The organism is Rickettsia endosymbiont of Polydrusus tereticollis, assembly GCF_964026385.1.
Taxonomy (GTDB): Bacteria; Pseudomonadota; Alphaproteobacteria; order Rickettsiales; family Rickettsiaceae; genus Rickettsia.
The window spans coordinates 184,591-200,237 of sequence record NZ_OZ032142.1; the positions used below are offsets into that span (position 1 = coordinate 184,591).

Consider the following 15,647-nt stretch of genomic DNA (forward strand, 5'->3'; position numbering starts at 1 on the left):
TGAGCCTTGTTGCATGGCTCAAATTTTTGATGTCATTCCCGCACAGGCGGGAATCCAGAAAAAACACTTAAAATAAGCAAAATTATATAAAAATTTACTATAATAATTCGCTTAAATATTCTCTGGATTCCCGCTTTCGCGGGAATGACATATAGCACTTTTTTTGAGCCACGCAACAACGCCCCCACAGTTAGGAATGATATCCTTTTTGAGATAATTTTCTATCTACGCAATAATACCATTTACATAACCTAATGACAAAGCAGAAATAAATATATATAATTTATTAACGTAAATAATTAGTGTAATTCAATGAGTACAACTCCAAATATTCAAGAAACCTTAGAAGTCGTAACGCAAGATCATTTTTCAATCTTTGCTTTAATAAGCTCTTCCGATATTATAGGCAAATCCGTTATGCTAATGTTGGTACTTGCCTCTATTTGGTCATGGGCTATTATATTTGATAAAATTTTTCGCTTAATGCAGATAAGGAAAAAAATCACGGCTTTTGAAAGTATTTTTTGGTCCGGCGGAGTTTTGGAGCATTTATATGAGAATATTAAAAGGTCAATTAACAATCCTCTTGCTTCAGTATTCGTATCGGCTATGGATGAATGTAAAAGCCTAAACACTAAAGGGCTTTCCGATGCCCTAAAAACTAGCCATAAGGAGAGAATAGTGCAATCGATGTATTTAGCACAAAATAGAGAAATCGAAAAATTAGAGAAAAATTTAAGTTTTTTAGCAACTGTCGGTTCTAGTGCCCCTTTTATAGGCTTGTTCGGTACGGTTTGGGGAATTATGCATAGCTTTCAGTCTATTGCTACTTCAAAAAATACTTCCCTAGCGGTTGTAGCACCGGGTATTGCCGAGGCATTACTTGCCACTGCAATCGGCTTATTTGCCGCAATTCCGGCGGTAATTTTTTATAATTACCTTGCTGCTCGCATAACTTTTATGAATAACAAAATTGAAGATTTTATTAGTGAATTAAATTCTATACTGTCTAAAGCAATTGATCAGGAGAAAATGTAATGGCTATTAAGCTAGGAAATTCAGCTATTAGAAGAAATAAAAGGGCGTTGGTAAGCGAAATTAACGTTACGCCTCTAGTGGACGTAATGTTAGTGCTGTTAATTATTTTTATGGTTACGTCGCCGATGTTAGTATCGGGCATTAACGTTGATTTGCCTGAAACAAATTCTAGTCCTATTTCAGGTCAGGATGAGCCCCTCGTTATTAGTATTAATAATAAAGGTGAGGTTTTTCTTCTTGAAACTTCAATAGAGAGAAAATCTTTAACAGCTAAGCTGGCAAATATTACTAAAGAAAAAAAAGACACAAGAATTTTTGTACGAGGTGATAAAAACGTATCTTATGGGGAAGTGGTAGAGGTGGTTGCCGAAATACATGCCGCCGGTTTTTCAAGAGTAGCTCTTATTTCAAATGTTAAGCATAATGACAGATAACGATAATTTCTTTATTTTTCTTAGCTGCTCGATTGCTCTACATTTATTTTTGCTGTATTTTTTTCTATTCGGCGTACCTTCACTTTTTGGAAAATTACCGGAAGAGCAAATAATAACCTTTGAAATGTTGCCGATTAGCGATAAATCTAACGTTATAACCCAGAAAAAACAAAAAGAGAAACCTGTCGAAAATGAGGATGCTAAGAAATCAGAACAGAGTAAACCGAAAGTTAGCGAGGAACAAAATTTACCTGATAAAAAACCTTTAACGGAAGAGAAGCCGAAGGAAGAACCGCCTGTAGAGCCTAAAGTGCAAGAAGAAAAACCGACGGAGGAAGAGAAAAAGCCGCTAGAAGAAAAAAAGGAAATTATTCCGGAAGAGAAACCGAAAGAGGAAAAATTGCCCGAAGAGAAAAAGCCGGAAGAAAAACCACCGGTAAAGGAAGCCAAAAAAGAAGCTCAAATAAAAAAAGAACAGCCAAAAGAAATAAAAAAGAAGGAAAAAAATACCGATGATTTAGATTCGCTCTTAAAAAATCTAGAGCAATCTTCTGAAGGGAATAATTTAAAATCAAGTAAATATTCACGATCAAAGCAAGAGAATAAAGAAAAAGAATCTAAAGGAAACTATAGAGAAGACTCACTGCTTTCTATTAGCGAAGCGGCGTTAATAAAAAAACAAATTGAAAGACAGTGGAATAATATTCCGGCAGGTGCACGAAATAATAATAAGGTACAAGTAATCTTAAATATTACTTTAGATAAAATCGGCAATGTGGAACAAGTAAAAATTAAAGAAGCAATTTGTCCTAATATTGCCGGTAGTGTTTGTGAGGCATTAGTCGATAGTGCAGTTAGAGCAGTGTGGCAAGCAAGCCCTATCGAAAATCTTGAACCGGCACGTTTTAATTATTGGAAAGAAATTAATTTTAGTTTCGATCCGAGTAAGTTGTAGGGTTTAACTACGTAAAGCGGTATTGTTGCCTGGCTCGATTTTACCGTATTATGGTTATTACAAGTATGGTGTCATACCGTGGCTTGACCCTGTGTTGTACGAACGTTGCAAAAATCGTCATTGCGAAGCCACGAAGGGCGTTGTTGCATGGCTAGAACTTTTGATGTCATTCCCGCGAAAGCGGGAATCCAGAGAATATTTAAGCAAATTATATAGTAAATTTTTATATAATTTTACTTATTTTAAGTGTTTTTTCTGGATTCCCTCTTTCGAGGGAATGACACAAAGTGTAAAATCGATCCACACAACAATGCTGCGCGGGAATGACATACGTCACTTTCTTAGAGCCATGCAGTAACGCCGTCAAAAAGAGCTAATTTAAATTTCCTTCATAGAGCCTACTATACTATATTAAAAAATCGGAGTATTGTTAAGTGAAAAACATCGTATATGGTATCGTATATTTTATATTATTACTATCCAGCTTAAATAGTTATGCTATTGAAACTATAAATATAGACCGTGGGCAAGCTAATCCGACGCCGGTGGCAGTCAATAAATTCGATGCGGATAATAGTGAAGATAATGAAATCGGGAATGAAATAGTTAAAGTTATTGCCAATGATTTAAAACTATCCGGTTTATTTCGCCCTATTCCTTCTGTCTCTTTTATAGAAGAAAAGAGCGGGGTAGGGCATAAGCCGCTTTTTGCCGCATGGCGACAAATTAATGCTAGCCTGTTAATAAACGGTTCAGTTGAGAAGCTTTCTAACGGGAAGCTTAAAATTAGTTTTATATTATGGGATACAACGCTAGAAAAACAGCTTGCCGGTGAAATATTTGAGGTGTCTGCAAATTTAAGCCGCAGAGTAGCACATAAAATTGCCGATAAAATTTATGAAAAAATTACCGGCGACCAGGGTTATTTTGATACTAAAATAGTGTATGTTTCAGAAAGCGGACCATATTTAAAGAGGGTAAAAAGAATAGCGTTAATGGATTATGACGGTGCTAACCATAGATACCTTACCGACGGTAAAATTCTTACATTAACGCCGAGATTTTCCTGTTCATCAGATAAGATTTTTTACGTCTCATATGCGAAAAAAAGAGCTCTTGTTTATGAACGAGATTTAAAAACAGGTAAAGAAAACGTAGTAGGTAATTTTTCAGGCATGTCTTTTGCTCCACGTTTTTCTCCTAACGGTAACAAAGTAGTGATGTCGATAGCAAAAAACGGTTCGACTCATATTTATGAAATTGACTTGGCAACTAAAAATCTTCGCCAGTTAACCGATGGTTTCGGTATTAATACTTCACCGACCTATTCGCCGGACGGCAGCAAAATAGTATTTAATTCCGATAGAAGCGGCACCCGCCAATTATATATTATGAATTCCGACGGGACGAATGTACAGCGTATTAGCTTCGGCGGCGGGTCTTATGCCGCACCGAGCTGGTCACCGAAAGGAGATCATATCGTATTTACTAAAATTACTCGAGGAGAAGGCTTTACTATCGGAGTTATGAAACCGTACGGCGAGGCAGACGAAAATAGCGAAAGGATAATTACTAGCGGGTATTTAGTAGAAGGACCTTGTTGGGCACCTAACGGTCGTGTTATTATGTTTGCTAAAGGGTGGCCGTCAAAAGGTAAAGTTGCCGGTAAAAATAGGATTTACGCAATAGATATAACAGGCTATAATGAAAGGGAAATCATCACGCCGCAAGACGCTTCTGATCCTGAATGGTCGAACGTGCTAAATTAGTATACGCTCGTATATTATTTTTCGATTCACGTGGGCGTTGTTGCCTGGCTTGAAAAAAGTGCTATATGTCATTCTAGCTAAAGGCGGGAATCCAGAAAAAACACTTAAAATAAGCAAAATTATATAAAAATTTACTATATAATTTGCTTAAATATTCTCTGGATTCCCGCCTTTAGCTAGAATGACATCGAAAATTCGAGCCAGACAACAACGCTAAAAGCACCTCGCCATGACGATTCTGGAAGCCACACAACAAAGCCGATTCACGTGAGTAATGACGTGTTAACTATATAATCGCCGATGTAGCTCAGCCGGTAGAGCGGCGCATTCGTAATGCGTAGGTCTGGGGTTCAAATCCCCACATTGGCACCATATAACCATATACTACTATGATATATATATTAATTGCCTTAAGTTTGACGGTTATAGTTTTAGTGATAGGTGTTATATCGATGGCTATCGGTGGGAAGTTTGGAAAGAAATTTGGCTCAAAGCTAATGTCTCTAAGGGTATTTTTTCAAGCAATTGCTATTTTACTGTTAGTTATTATATATCTTGCTGCCTGATAATATCAATTTAACGATATAGATACCTTAATAAAGTGTATTTAATCAGTATCTTCTTCATTAAGCTCTTCTCTTATTTCTTCGCATTTGTCACGGATTTCTTCTAACGTAGCCCTTTGTACTTCTACTTCGTGATCTTCAAAATCGCTTAGAGAGGTTATCATTTGCTGAAGGTCTAATAATTTCATATGCGGGACGTACTCATCATGATAATTTTCTTCTAGCTGTCTAGCCCGGATATTGCATGAGATATAGGAGACAAAATCCTCGTAAAGCTGTATAATACTGGTATTTCATTAGAATAATACAAAGGATTTTGTCATGACAAATTGTATAGCATATAGTTACCAGTTTTCCAAAGTAAAAAATCGGACAATAGAGATAAATTTCACTGGAGGTGATATTAGTAGCGATGGAGGTGTGTTGTTATTAAGAGAAGCAGATAAAAGGCTTGGTATAACAGAGGAGCTTGCTAAAATATTTCCTGATAGACGAGATGGTAGTAAAATTACCCATAATATGGCAACAATGCTGAGGCAACGAATTTATGGTATTGCATTAGGTTATGAAGATTTAAATGACCACAATTATCTACGAAAATGTCCTGCTATGCAAACAGCTATGGAAACAATTGATGATATGGCAAGTAGTTCTACCTTATGTCGTATAGAAAACAATGCTGATAGACACTTTGCAATTAAAGTGCATGAACTAATGCTTGATAAATTTATTAAGTCTCATAAAATAGTACCAAAGCAGCTAATACTTGATTTTGATGCTACGGATGATGAAATTCATGGGCAACAGGAAGGTAAGTTTTATCATGGTTATTACGGTCATAATTGCTTTTTACCTTTGTATGTTTTTTGTGGAAAGCATCTGTTAGTTAGTTATCTTAGGACGTCAAAGCAGGATCAAGCAAAACATTCTTGGGCAATATTATCATTGTTAGTAAAACGTTTTCGCCAAGCTTGGCCAGAGGTAAAGATTATTTTTCGTGGTGATAGTGGATTTTGTCGTCATCAGATGTTTGATTGGTGTGATATTCATAATATAAAATATATTGTAGGAATGCCCCAAAATAACAGACTAAATGAGTTACTGAAACCTACAATGGAGAAGTCAAAAGCAGCATTTATTATAACCCAAGAAAAGCAACGTCTTTTTAGTGAGTTTCCATATAAGGCTGGTAGTTGGAGTCATGAACGTAGAATAATTGGTAAGGCAGAAATGACAATGCTTGGAGAAAATCCAAGGTATATAGTAACTAATTTATCAGATAAACCTGAAGATTTATACGACAAAGTTTACTGTGGTCGTGGTGATATGGAAAACCGTATAAAAGAGCAACAACTAGAATTATTTGCAGATCGTACTTCTTGTCATAGATGGTGGGCTAATCAGCTCAGAATGATTTTATCGGGTCTTGCATACACTTTAGTAGAATATATCAGAGGTAATTTATTACAAGGTAGTGCATTAGCAAAAGCACAAATAGGTACAATACGTTTAAAATTATTAAAAATTGGGGTAGTAATTATCCGTAATACTAGGCGTATTAAGTTTTTGTTATCTTCATCATATCCTTACCGACAGGTATGGAATCATGTGATGAAGAAATTAGCATTAGAATAACCTAGATTAGCACTGTTCCCGGTGCTTAGAAAAAATGGGGTAAGGGGCATTACATCTAAAATTTGAAAATAACGGCTTCAAAGCACTTTTTGGCAAAATTTTTACAAAAGTATCATTGCTAATATTATAAATTACTCAATTTCTTACTTTAAATCTCACTTCATGCAATATCCGGGTCTAGCAATTTCTTCAACATCAAGCCAATGCATTATTTTCTTCTCCATATATATATTTTATGCCACTTCACTATTAGCATTTTATTTAATATTTGCCATGAAAATTTTAATGAAATATATTTAAGAAGGTAAATTATTAGCGTTGAGTGAGATTATTATGCAACTATTGGGCTATAAAATTTCGCTTATTTTTTATTTGGTCTCAATATTTCGCTTATTTAAGGCGACTAAATAAATTTCTGTAGATTCTTTCCTACTGGAAGAAGGTTTAAAATGTTTAACTAAAGAGAAATTGAGTTTAACTTTAGTTAAAAGCTCGGTTTCCGTACCTCCACGAAAAATTTTTGCAATAAAATGTCCTTGAGGTTTTAGAATTTTTAAAGCAAACTCAAAAGCCTGTTCGCATAAAAACATTGTTCGAGTATGGTCGGTTGCTTTATGCCCTGTAGTATTTGATGCCATATCGCTCATTACTATATCGGCTTTGCCGCTTAAAGCTTCTATAATCCTCTCTGCCGTTTCTTTATCAAAAAAATCTTTTTGAAAAAAATCTACTCCGGCAATCGGTTCAATCTCTAATAAATCTACGGAAATTATTTTACTATTTGAATCGCTATCTGTAGATTTGGTAAAATTTGCCGCAACTTGACTCCAGCCGCCGGGAGCTGCACCTAAATCAACTATTTTCATGTCGGATTTGAATAATTTAAACTTTTCATGAATCTCAAGCAATTTATATGCCGCTCTCGATCTATAGCCGTCTAAGCGAGCTTTAGAAACATAAGGATCGTTTAATTGGCGTTTTAGCCATTTATTTGATGAGATTGTTCGTTTTTTAGAAGTTTTAACTCTAACAAATTTACTTCTAAAACCTTTTAAATTGTCTGACATATGATTTTTTTACTCTCTTTGGCTATGGTGTCTAACATCGAATTAACAAAGCCTATTTCATGCTCATTTAACATATCGTTGGCGATATCGGTAAATTCGTTAATTACCACCTTAGCCGGTATATCGGCAAAAAACAGTAATTCGCAGATACTAACACGTAATAATGCCAAGAGTAAAATAGGCATATGAGTAATATCTTTAGTATTTGTTAGATGCGTAGAGATAATTTGCTCTATTTGTTCAAAATTTTCAATTACTAGCTTTACCAACATCCTAAAATGACTTATGTTTAACGTTATTTTTAAATGCTTATGTGAATTAGTTTCGGAAGTCTCGCTTGTTTTTTCATCTTGATAAAAAGCTAGCATTTTTTCTACTATAGAATCTATATTTTGTTCCGAGCTTTGTAACGTATATTGATAAATAGCTTGTACCGCTGCAATGCGTGCTATTGTTTTTTTATTGATTTTGTTTGAACTCATAATGTATAAAATATGCTATAGAGAAGAGTAAATTAATATTGTAGTTGTATGGCGTGGGTCATTAAACGTCATTGCGAGGAGGTACAAACGTTGTTGTGTGGTTCTAAAAAAGTGCCGTATGTCATTCTAGCTAAAAGCGGGAATCCAGAAAAAACACTTAAAATAAGTAAAATTATATAAAAATTTACTATATAATTCGCTTAAATATTCTCTGGATTCCCGCCTTCGCGGGAATGACATAAAAAATTCGATCCATGCAGCAAGGCTTGTCAAGCCACGGTATGACACCGTACTTGTAATGCCATAATTATGAGCCGGGCAACAAGACCAATGCCTCCTCGCAATGATGTTTTTGAGAATATAACAAAACTTCTTATTAGTAAACTTATAAAATTTATTTATGTTATCAATATTTGGATTTATTTTAACAATTAGTATTTTAGTATTTATCCATGAATTGGGGCATTACTTAGCGGCAAGGTTTTTTGACGTAAAAATTGAAGAGTTTTCTATAGGATTCGGGAAAGAACTAATAGGCATTACGGACAAAAGAGGAGTGAGATGGAAAATTTGCCTCTTGCCGTTTGGCGGATATGTTAAGATTTACGGTTATGATCGATCAACGATTGATACAACACAAGTTATTAATGAGAAAGTAGCTTTTTTTGCTAAATCATGTTTAGCACGTTTCTTAATCGTGGTTGCCGGACCGATGATTAATTATTTGCTGGCCATTATAATATTTACCGGCTTTTATTCTTTTCTAGGGAAGGTAGAAATTCCGGCAGTGATCGGGGAAGTAATAGCTTCATCCGCTGCAGAAAAAGCCGGCTTACGGGAAAATGATAAGATTATTAAAATTAATAATAAAATCGTTAAAGATTTTAGCGATCTACAAAATGAGATATTAATTACCCGAAATCAGCCTTTAAATTTACTAATCGAAAGGAAAGGGGAAGAAGTTACTATTGAGGTAACACCTGAAGAAGTATTTTCTACATCTAACCAAGCGAGAAAGGTAAAAAAAACTCGTATAGGAATTATAGCTAAAAATGAACCTATCCGTGTTAAAATGAATATTTTTTCAAGTGGCGTAGAAGCTGTTAGTACTACTATAAATTTTTCAACTTTAACATTGAAAGCTCTTGTTCAAATAGTTATAGGACAGCGATCTTTTGAGGAAATAGGCGGACCGTTAACTATCGCAAAGGAATCCGGTAAGTCGCTAGCTGAAGGGTCAGCTACGTTTTTATTGTTTATAGCATGCTATCGATTAATTTAGGGTTGCTTAACCTTTTGCCTATTCCGATCCTTGACGGCGGGCATTTAATATTTATAATTTACGAGGCAATTACCGGTAAATTACCGAACAACCGTATTAGAGATATTTTACTACGATTGGGAGTGGGAATGATAATTTTTCTTATGATAATTTCTATTTCAAATGATATAAAAAACTTATTTCCTTAAATATAATATGCTAAATTATAAGTTTAACGCACGATTTACTTGTTTTTTTTTATATTATCTACTATTGTGGAACACGAGTTTTAAATTTTAAAAGTATTTTTATTAATTACAATCTAAAGAAGGTTTTGGGTGAAAATTCGATCAATTATTAAATTAGCAATTGTAGCAATAACTGTTTTCTATTGTCATTTTTTATTAGCCGACGGTACTATTCAAAAAATAACGATAGAAGGCAATCACCGAGTAGAACGCTCTACTATCGAGAGTTATTTAAACCTTAAAGTCGGTGATGTTTATAATTCGTCAAAGGAAGATGAAGCAGTTAAAAATTTATATGCTACTTCGCTTTTTAAAAATATAAACATTAAATTTCTAAACGGCGGTAACCTTGTTGTTACCGTTACGGAAACACCTTTTATAAGTAGCGTGGTATTTACCGGTAATTCCAAAATAAAAACGGGAATGTTAGCTAAAGAGATTTATACCGTGTCGGGTGAGTCACTCAGCCAGGCAAAAATTGAATTGGATGTGAAAAAAATATTAGAAATATATAAACGTTCAGGGCGTTTTTCCAGTACCGTAACGCCTAAAATCGAGAATTTAGAAAATAATAGAGTTAAGGTTATATTTGATATCGCCGAAGGACCGAAAACCGGTATAAAATATATTTATTTTAGCGGTAATGAAAATTATCGTGATGCCGAGCTTAAATCCGTTATTTTGACTAAAGAATCTAAATGGTTTCGTTTTTTAGAAACTAACGATACATATGATCCTGATCGTATAGAATATGATAAAGAGTTATTAAAAGAATTTTATCAGTCAGTGGGTTTTGCCGATTTTAGGGTTATATCGGCAACGGCGGAACTAAGTCCTACTAAAGAATATTTTATGCTTACCTACTCAATAGAGGAAGGTGATAAATATAATTTCGGAAATGTGACGATTGATAACAAATTACCCAATATTGATATATCGAAAATTAACAAATTTATTAACATCAAGCAAGGTGATGTTTTTAATATGAAATCTTTGGATAATACGGCTGAAAAAATTACCGGCTATTTTGCTAGTATGGGATACCCTGCAGTAAATGCTTATCCGGATATAGTAAATAAAACTCCCGACCATACTATCGATGTTAAATTTGTTATCGATAAAGCAGATCGAGTTTTTATAAATAAAATTAATATTGCTAACAATTTAAAAACCGAAGATAAAGTTATCAGAAGAGAGTTTAAAATTGAAGAAGGGGATATATTTAATCGTACCTATATAGAAAAAGGGGAGCGTAATCTTCGCAACTTAGATTATTTTGAAAAAGTGGCGATTACCGTCGTTCCGACAAAAGAAAAAGACAAATACGACCTTAATATCGATGTTGATGAAAAATCTACCTCCTCTATCGGTTTCGATTTAGGGTATAATACTGCCGGCGGAATATTTGGACGTTTATCGTTTTTAGAGCGTAACTTAGTCGGTACCGGTAAATTGTTGAATGCCGGCGTGCAAATGGGTAAAAAAAGCTCTAGTTACTATGCCGGTATAACCGAACCACACTTTTTGGACAGAGATTTATCGCTTAGTGAGAACATATTTAGAAATTATAGCGGTCATGGCTCTACTCTCTTGTCGCAAGGTGATCAGGGCTATAAATTACATTCTATCGGTTCTAAGACTTCCCTTGGTTATGACATCATGGAGGATTTAAGCCATGAAATCGATTATTTGATTAAGCGAGATATTTTAAATGCTCCAACTCCGTCAAGTTCGATATTTTTAAATGAACAAATGGGAACATTTTATACTTCTGCAATAGGTCAGACTATTACTTATGATCAAACGGATAGTAGAATTATTCCGAAAAACGGTTATCTCATAAGCGGTACTCAAGAATTTGCCGGCGTCGGCGGGAATGATAAATATTTAAAACATGAAATTGATAGTAAATATTTTAAATCCTTTATAAATAATAAACTTACTTTAAAATTATCGGCTGCAGCCGGTAATATTATAGGGGTGGCGGGTAAAACCGTTCGTATCTCGGATCGTTTTAATCTTGGCGATTATACTTTAAGAGGGTTCGCCAGCGGCGGCGTCGGACCTCGTGAAAAGGTTACTAATGAAGGACTAGGCGGTGAAAAATACTGGACATTTTCTACGGAGCTTAATTTCCCGACTCCTTTACCTGAAGAGTTTAACTTGACGGGAGCAGTGTTTATGGATATGGGGAGCTTGTGGGGAGTAGGTTTAAATAATAAAAAATTCCAAACACCGAATGGTTTTTATAATGATAATTCAATCAGAGCTTCGGTAGGTTTCGGGTTTATTTGGATAACGCGTTTTGCACCGATCAGAATGTATTGGGGGTTCCCGATTAAGAAAAAGAAATATGACGATACCCAAACTTTCCACTTAAGTTTTACAACGCATTTTTAAGATTGTTATTGATGCCATTCCTACGAAGGTGGGGCATTGTTGCGTGGATCGAAAAAAGTGCAGTATGCCATTCCTGCCTTCGCGGGAATGGCATACTGCACTTTTTTCGATCCATGCAACAACGCTAAAACTTGTTCAGCATAACTTTATCACTTTATTTGTATAACTATCCTAAGCCATGAGCAAAAAGCTTTTTATCAAAACCTACGGTTGTCAGATGAATGTCTACGACTCCATCAAAATGCAGGATTTGCTTTATCCGTTCGGCTATGAAGCTACAGAAAGCATGGCGGATGCCGATATTATTATTTTAAATACTTGTCATATTAGAGAAAAAGCCGCAGAAAAAACCTATTCAGAATTAGGACGCATTAAAAAACTTCAAGATCAAAGAAAGGGGCGGGGCTTAAATTCGGCAATAATCGTGGTGGCCGGTTGCGTTGCACAAGCGGAAGGGGAAGAAATTTTTCAAAGAACGCCTTATGTAGATATTGTTGTCGGACCGCAATCATATTATAACTTACCTGAACTAATCGCAAAAGTCGTCAGGCACGAAAAACATTTAATCAACCTTGATTTTGTTGAAGAAGCAAAATTTGATAAATTACCGGAGCAGTTATACCCTCAAGGGTCTAGTGCCTTTATTTCTGTACAAGAGGGGTGTGATAAATTTTGCACTTTTTGTGTAGTGCCTTATACCAGGGGTGCAGAATTTTCAAGGAATCTTGAACAAATATATAGAGAAGCATTAAAGGTAACTACAAGCGGTGCTAAAGAAATAACGTTACTCGGCCAAAATGTTAATGCTTATCATGGCAAAGATACTGAGGATAAAATTTGTAGTTTGGCAGATTTAATAAAGCATTTGGTACAAATTCCAAATTTAGAACGAATACGCTATACTACTTCGCATCCTATTGATATGTCGGATGATTTAATAAAGTTGCATGGCTTAGAACCTAAATTAATGCCTTTCTTGCATTTACCGGTACAATCGGGTGCAAATAAAATTTTAAAGGCAATGAACCGCAAGCATGATCGGAATTATTATTTTGATATTATTAACCGCCTGCGTGCGGAGCGTCCTGATATAGTTTTTTCTTCAGATTTTATTGTCGGTTTTCCGGGCGAAACCGATGAAGATTTTGCCGACACCTTGGATTTGGTTCGCAAAGTCGGTTACGGTCAATGCTATTCGTTTAAATATAGCCCACGCCCGGGTACGCCAGGTGCATTAAAAGAGCAATTACCGGAAAATATAAAATCGGTAAGGCTTAGCATATTACAAAAAGAACTGAGTGCTCAGCAATTAGCTTTTAATGAAACTTGTGTCGGCACCGTGATGAAAGTTTTATTTGACCGCAACGGTAAATTTGATGATCAAATAATCGGCAAAACACCCTATATGCAATCGGTGTATATAGCAAATCCCAATAAAAATTTACTCGGAAAAATTATTGACGTAAAAATTATTAAAGCAGCAAATAATAGCTTAGCCGGTGAAGTAATTTTATAATTAAATGTAGAGTAAATTTATGACAAAAATTCTAATCGATGAAATTATGATTATTGGGAATGGTATGCCCAATAGTAATGGAATGGACCTCCCTATATACAGAATCAATAACAGTAGTTATAGTTCTAGAATAGGAAATTAATCCTAGACAACAATAAGGAGGTCCAAATGGAAGTTACCACAATTGGCATAGACATTGCAAAAAGAATTTTTCAAATTCATGGGGTAGATAAAAATGGGAAGACGGTACTGAAGAAAAAATTGATGAGAGATCAAGTATTGAGTTTTATGGCTAACTTACCAAAATGTTTAGTAGGAATGGAAGCTTGCGGAGGAGCTAATTATTGGGGAAGAGAAATAACAAAATTAGGACATGAGGTTAAATTGATAGCTCCACAATTTGTAAAACCGTATGTAAAAACTAATAAAAACGATCAAGCAGATAGCGAAGCAATATGCGAAGCGGTAGCAAGACCAAATATGAGATTTGTTCCGATCAAGAGTATAGAGCAACAAGATATTTTGTCAATTCATAGAATAAGAGCAAGACTAGTAAGAAATCGTACGGCACTTGCTAATGAAATTAGGGGATTATTGCATGAATTCGGTTTAATTATTCCGCAAGGGATAAATAAAATTACTGCCGAATTAACGGAAATTTTAGATAGCGGAACTTTAAGCCGACTTAGTTATCAAACGTTTAGCCCGGATATTGCATGAAGTGAGATTTAAAGTAAGAAATTGAGTAATTTATAATATTAGCAATGATACTTTTGTAAAAATTTTGCCAAAAAGTGCTTTGAAGCCGTTATTTTCAAATTTTAGATGTAATGCCCCTTACCCCATTTTTTCTAAGCACCGGGAACAGTGCTAATCTAGGTTATTCTAATGCTAATTTCTTCATCACATGATTCCATACCTGTCGGTAAGATATGATGAAGATAACAAAAACTTAATACGCCTAGTATTACGGATAATTACTACCCCAATTTTTAATAATTTTAAACGTATTGTACCTATTTGTGCTTTTGCTAATGCACTACCTTGTAATAAATTACCTCTGATATATTCTACTAAAGTGTATGCAAGACCCGATAAAATCATTCTGAGCTGATTAGCCCACCATCTATGACAAGAAGTACGATCTGCAAATAATTCTAGTTGTTGCTCTTTTATACGGTTTTCCATATCACCACGACCACAGTAAACTTTGTCGTATAAATTTCAGGTTTATCTGATAAATTAGTTACTATATACCTTGGATTTTCTCCAAGCATTGTCATTTCTGCCTTACCAATTATTCTACGTTCATGACTCCAACTACCAGCCTTATATGGAAACTCACTAAAAAGACGTTGCTTTTCTTGGGTTATAATAAATGCTGCTTTTGACTTCTCCATTGTAGGTTTCAGTAACTCATTTAGTCTGTTATTTTGGGGCATTCCTACAATATATTTTATATTATGAATATCACACCAATCAAACATCTGATGACGACAAAATCCACTATCACCACGAAAAATAATCTTTACCTCTGGCCAAGCTTGGCGAAAACGTTTTACTAACAATGATAATATTGCCCAAGAATGTTTTGCTTGATCCTGCTTTGACGTCCTAAGATAACTAACTAACAGATGCTTTCCACAAAAAACATACAAAGGTAAAAAGCAATTATGACCGTAATAACCATGATAAAACTTACCTTCCTGTTGCCCATGAATTTCATCATCCGTAGCATCAAAATCAAGTATTAGCTGCTTTGGTACTATTTTATGAGACTTAATAAATTTATCAAGCATTAGTTCATGCACTTTAATTGCAAAGTGTCTATCAGCATTGTTTTCTATACGACATAAGGTAGAACTACTTGCCATATCATCAATTGTTTCCATAGCTGTTTGCATAGCAGGACATTTTCGTAGATAATTGTGGTCATTTAAATCTTCATAACCTAATGCAATACCATAAATTCGTTGCCTCAGCATTGTTGCCATATTATGGGTAATTTTACTACCATCTCGTCTATCAGGAAATATTTTAGCAAGCTCCTCTGTTATACCAAGCCTTTTATCTGCTTCTCTTAATAACAACACACCTCCATCGCTACTAATATCACCTCCAGTGAAATTTATCTCTATTGTCCGATTTTTTACTTTGGAAAACTGGTAACTATATGCTATACAATTTGTCATGACAAAATCCTTTGTATTATTCTAATGAAATACCAGTATTATACAGCTTTACGAGGATTTTGTCTCCTATATCTCATGCAATAT

The 15,647-nt window shown here is 34.9% G+C and carries 11 protein-coding genes, 1 tRNA gene and 3 pseudogenes; 11 read left to right on the plus strand and 4 right to left on the minus strand.

The genetic code is table 11. The features are described from left to right. The first annotated feature begins 312 nt into the window (after positions 1-312). The 6 genes from tolQ to AAGD48_RS00885 all read left to right on the plus strand — a co-directional run bounded on the left by tolQ (position 313) and on the right by AAGD48_RS00885 (position 4,762). The gene (gene tolQ, locus AAGD48_RS00860) at positions 313-1,038 is read left to right on the plus strand and encodes a protein TolQ (RefSeq protein WP_341790082.1); all 726 of its coding nucleotides are present in this window, start codon (positions 313-315) and stop codon (positions 1,036-1,038) included. Beyond that, positions 1,038-1,472 carry a protein TolR gene (gene tolR, locus AAGD48_RS00865; protein WP_341790083.1) on the plus strand — a complete coding sequence of 145 codons (435 nt, stop codon included), beginning with the start codon at positions 1,038-1,040 and terminating at the stop codon, positions 1,470-1,472. The genes tolQ and tolR overlap by 1 nt, the downstream gene beginning before the upstream one ends. Further along, positions 1,462-2,427: an energy transducer TonB gene (locus AAGD48_RS00870; protein ID WP_341790084.1), complete on the plus strand. Its 966-nt coding sequence runs from the start codon at positions 1,462-1,464 to the stop codon at positions 2,425-2,427. Before tolR ends, AAGD48_RS00870 begins: the two co-directional genes overlap by 11 nt. 443 nt (positions 2,428-2,870) lie before the next feature. After that, positions 2,871-4,196: a Tol-Pal system beta propeller repeat protein TolB gene (gene tolB / locus AAGD48_RS00875; protein ID WP_341790805.1), complete on the plus strand. Its 1,326-nt coding sequence runs from the start codon at positions 2,871-2,873 to the stop codon at positions 4,194-4,196. A 296-nt stretch (positions 4,197-4,492) separates the two neighbouring features. Continuing rightward, a tRNA-Thr gene (locus tag AAGD48_RS00880) sits at positions 4,493-4,568 on the plus strand. 17 nt (positions 4,569-4,585) lie between these two features. Next, a complete protein-coding gene (locus AAGD48_RS00885; RefSeq protein WP_341790085.1) occupies positions 4,586-4,762 on the plus strand; it encodes an HIG1 domain-containing protein in 177 nt (58 codons plus the stop codon). A gap of 41 nt (positions 4,763-4,803) precedes the next feature. On the opposite strand, the gene AAGD48_RS00890 is transcribed toward AAGD48_RS00885, so the two are convergent. Then, on the minus strand, positions 4,804-4,950 hold the full coding sequence (locus tag AAGD48_RS00890) for a peptide deformylase (protein ID WP_341790086.1): 147 nt from the start codon (positions 4,948-4,950) through the stop codon (positions 4,804-4,806). 133 nt (positions 4,951-5,083) lie between these two features. On the opposite strand from AAGD48_RS00890, the gene AAGD48_RS00895 reads away from it, so the two are divergent. Further along, on the plus strand, positions 5,084-6,397 hold the full coding sequence (locus AAGD48_RS00895) for an IS1380 family transposase (RefSeq protein ID WP_341789277.1): 1,314 nt from the start codon (positions 5,084-5,086) through the stop codon (positions 6,395-6,397). Between the two features lie 368 nt (positions 6,398-6,765). Here the strand turns inward: AAGD48_RS00895 and AAGD48_RS00900 are convergent, their stop codons facing one another. Next, positions 6,766-7,464, minus strand: coding sequence for an RlmE family RNA methyltransferase (locus AAGD48_RS00900; RefSeq protein WP_341790087.1), 699 nt, complete (start codon positions 7,462-7,464; stop codon positions 6,766-6,768). Then, positions 7,449-7,946 carry a transcription antitermination factor NusB gene (nusB, locus tag AAGD48_RS00905; RefSeq protein WP_341790088.1) on the minus strand — a complete coding sequence of 166 codons (498 nt, stop codon included), beginning with the start codon at positions 7,944-7,946 and terminating at the stop codon, positions 7,449-7,451. Before nusB ends, AAGD48_RS00900 begins: the two co-directional genes overlap by 16 nt. Before the next feature lie 400 nt (positions 7,947-8,346). Between nusB and rseP the strand changes: the two are divergent. The 4 genes and pseudogenes from rseP to AAGD48_RS00925 form a co-directional block, all read left to right on the plus strand. Beyond that, positions 8,347-9,416: pseudogene (rseP, locus tag AAGD48_RS00910) on the plus strand (RIP metalloprotease RseP). Positions 9,417-9,545: 129 nt separating this feature from the next. After that, entirely contained in the window at positions 9,546-11,855 is a 2,310-nt protein-coding gene (gene bamA, locus AAGD48_RS00915) for an outer membrane protein assembly factor BamA (protein WP_341790089.1), read from the plus strand. Positions 11,856-12,033: 178 nt separating this feature from the next. Continuing rightward, positions 12,034-13,371 (plus strand): tRNA (N6-isopentenyl adenosine(37)-C2)-methylthiotransferase MiaB, encoded by a 1,338-nt coding sequence (gene miaB, locus AAGD48_RS00920; protein ID WP_341790090.1) that lies wholly within the window; start codon positions 12,034-12,036, stop codon positions 13,369-13,371. 168 nt (positions 13,372-13,539) lie between these two features. Next, positions 13,540-14,043, plus strand: a pseudogene (locus tag AAGD48_RS00925) (IS110 family transposase); the annotation flags it as partial. Positions 14,044-14,274: 231 nt separating this feature from the next. Here AAGD48_RS00925 and AAGD48_RS00930 read toward each other — a convergent pair. Further along, positions 14,275-15,563 (minus strand): annotated as a pseudogene (locus AAGD48_RS00930) (IS1380 family transposase). Positions 15,564-15,647 lie beyond the last annotated feature (84 nt).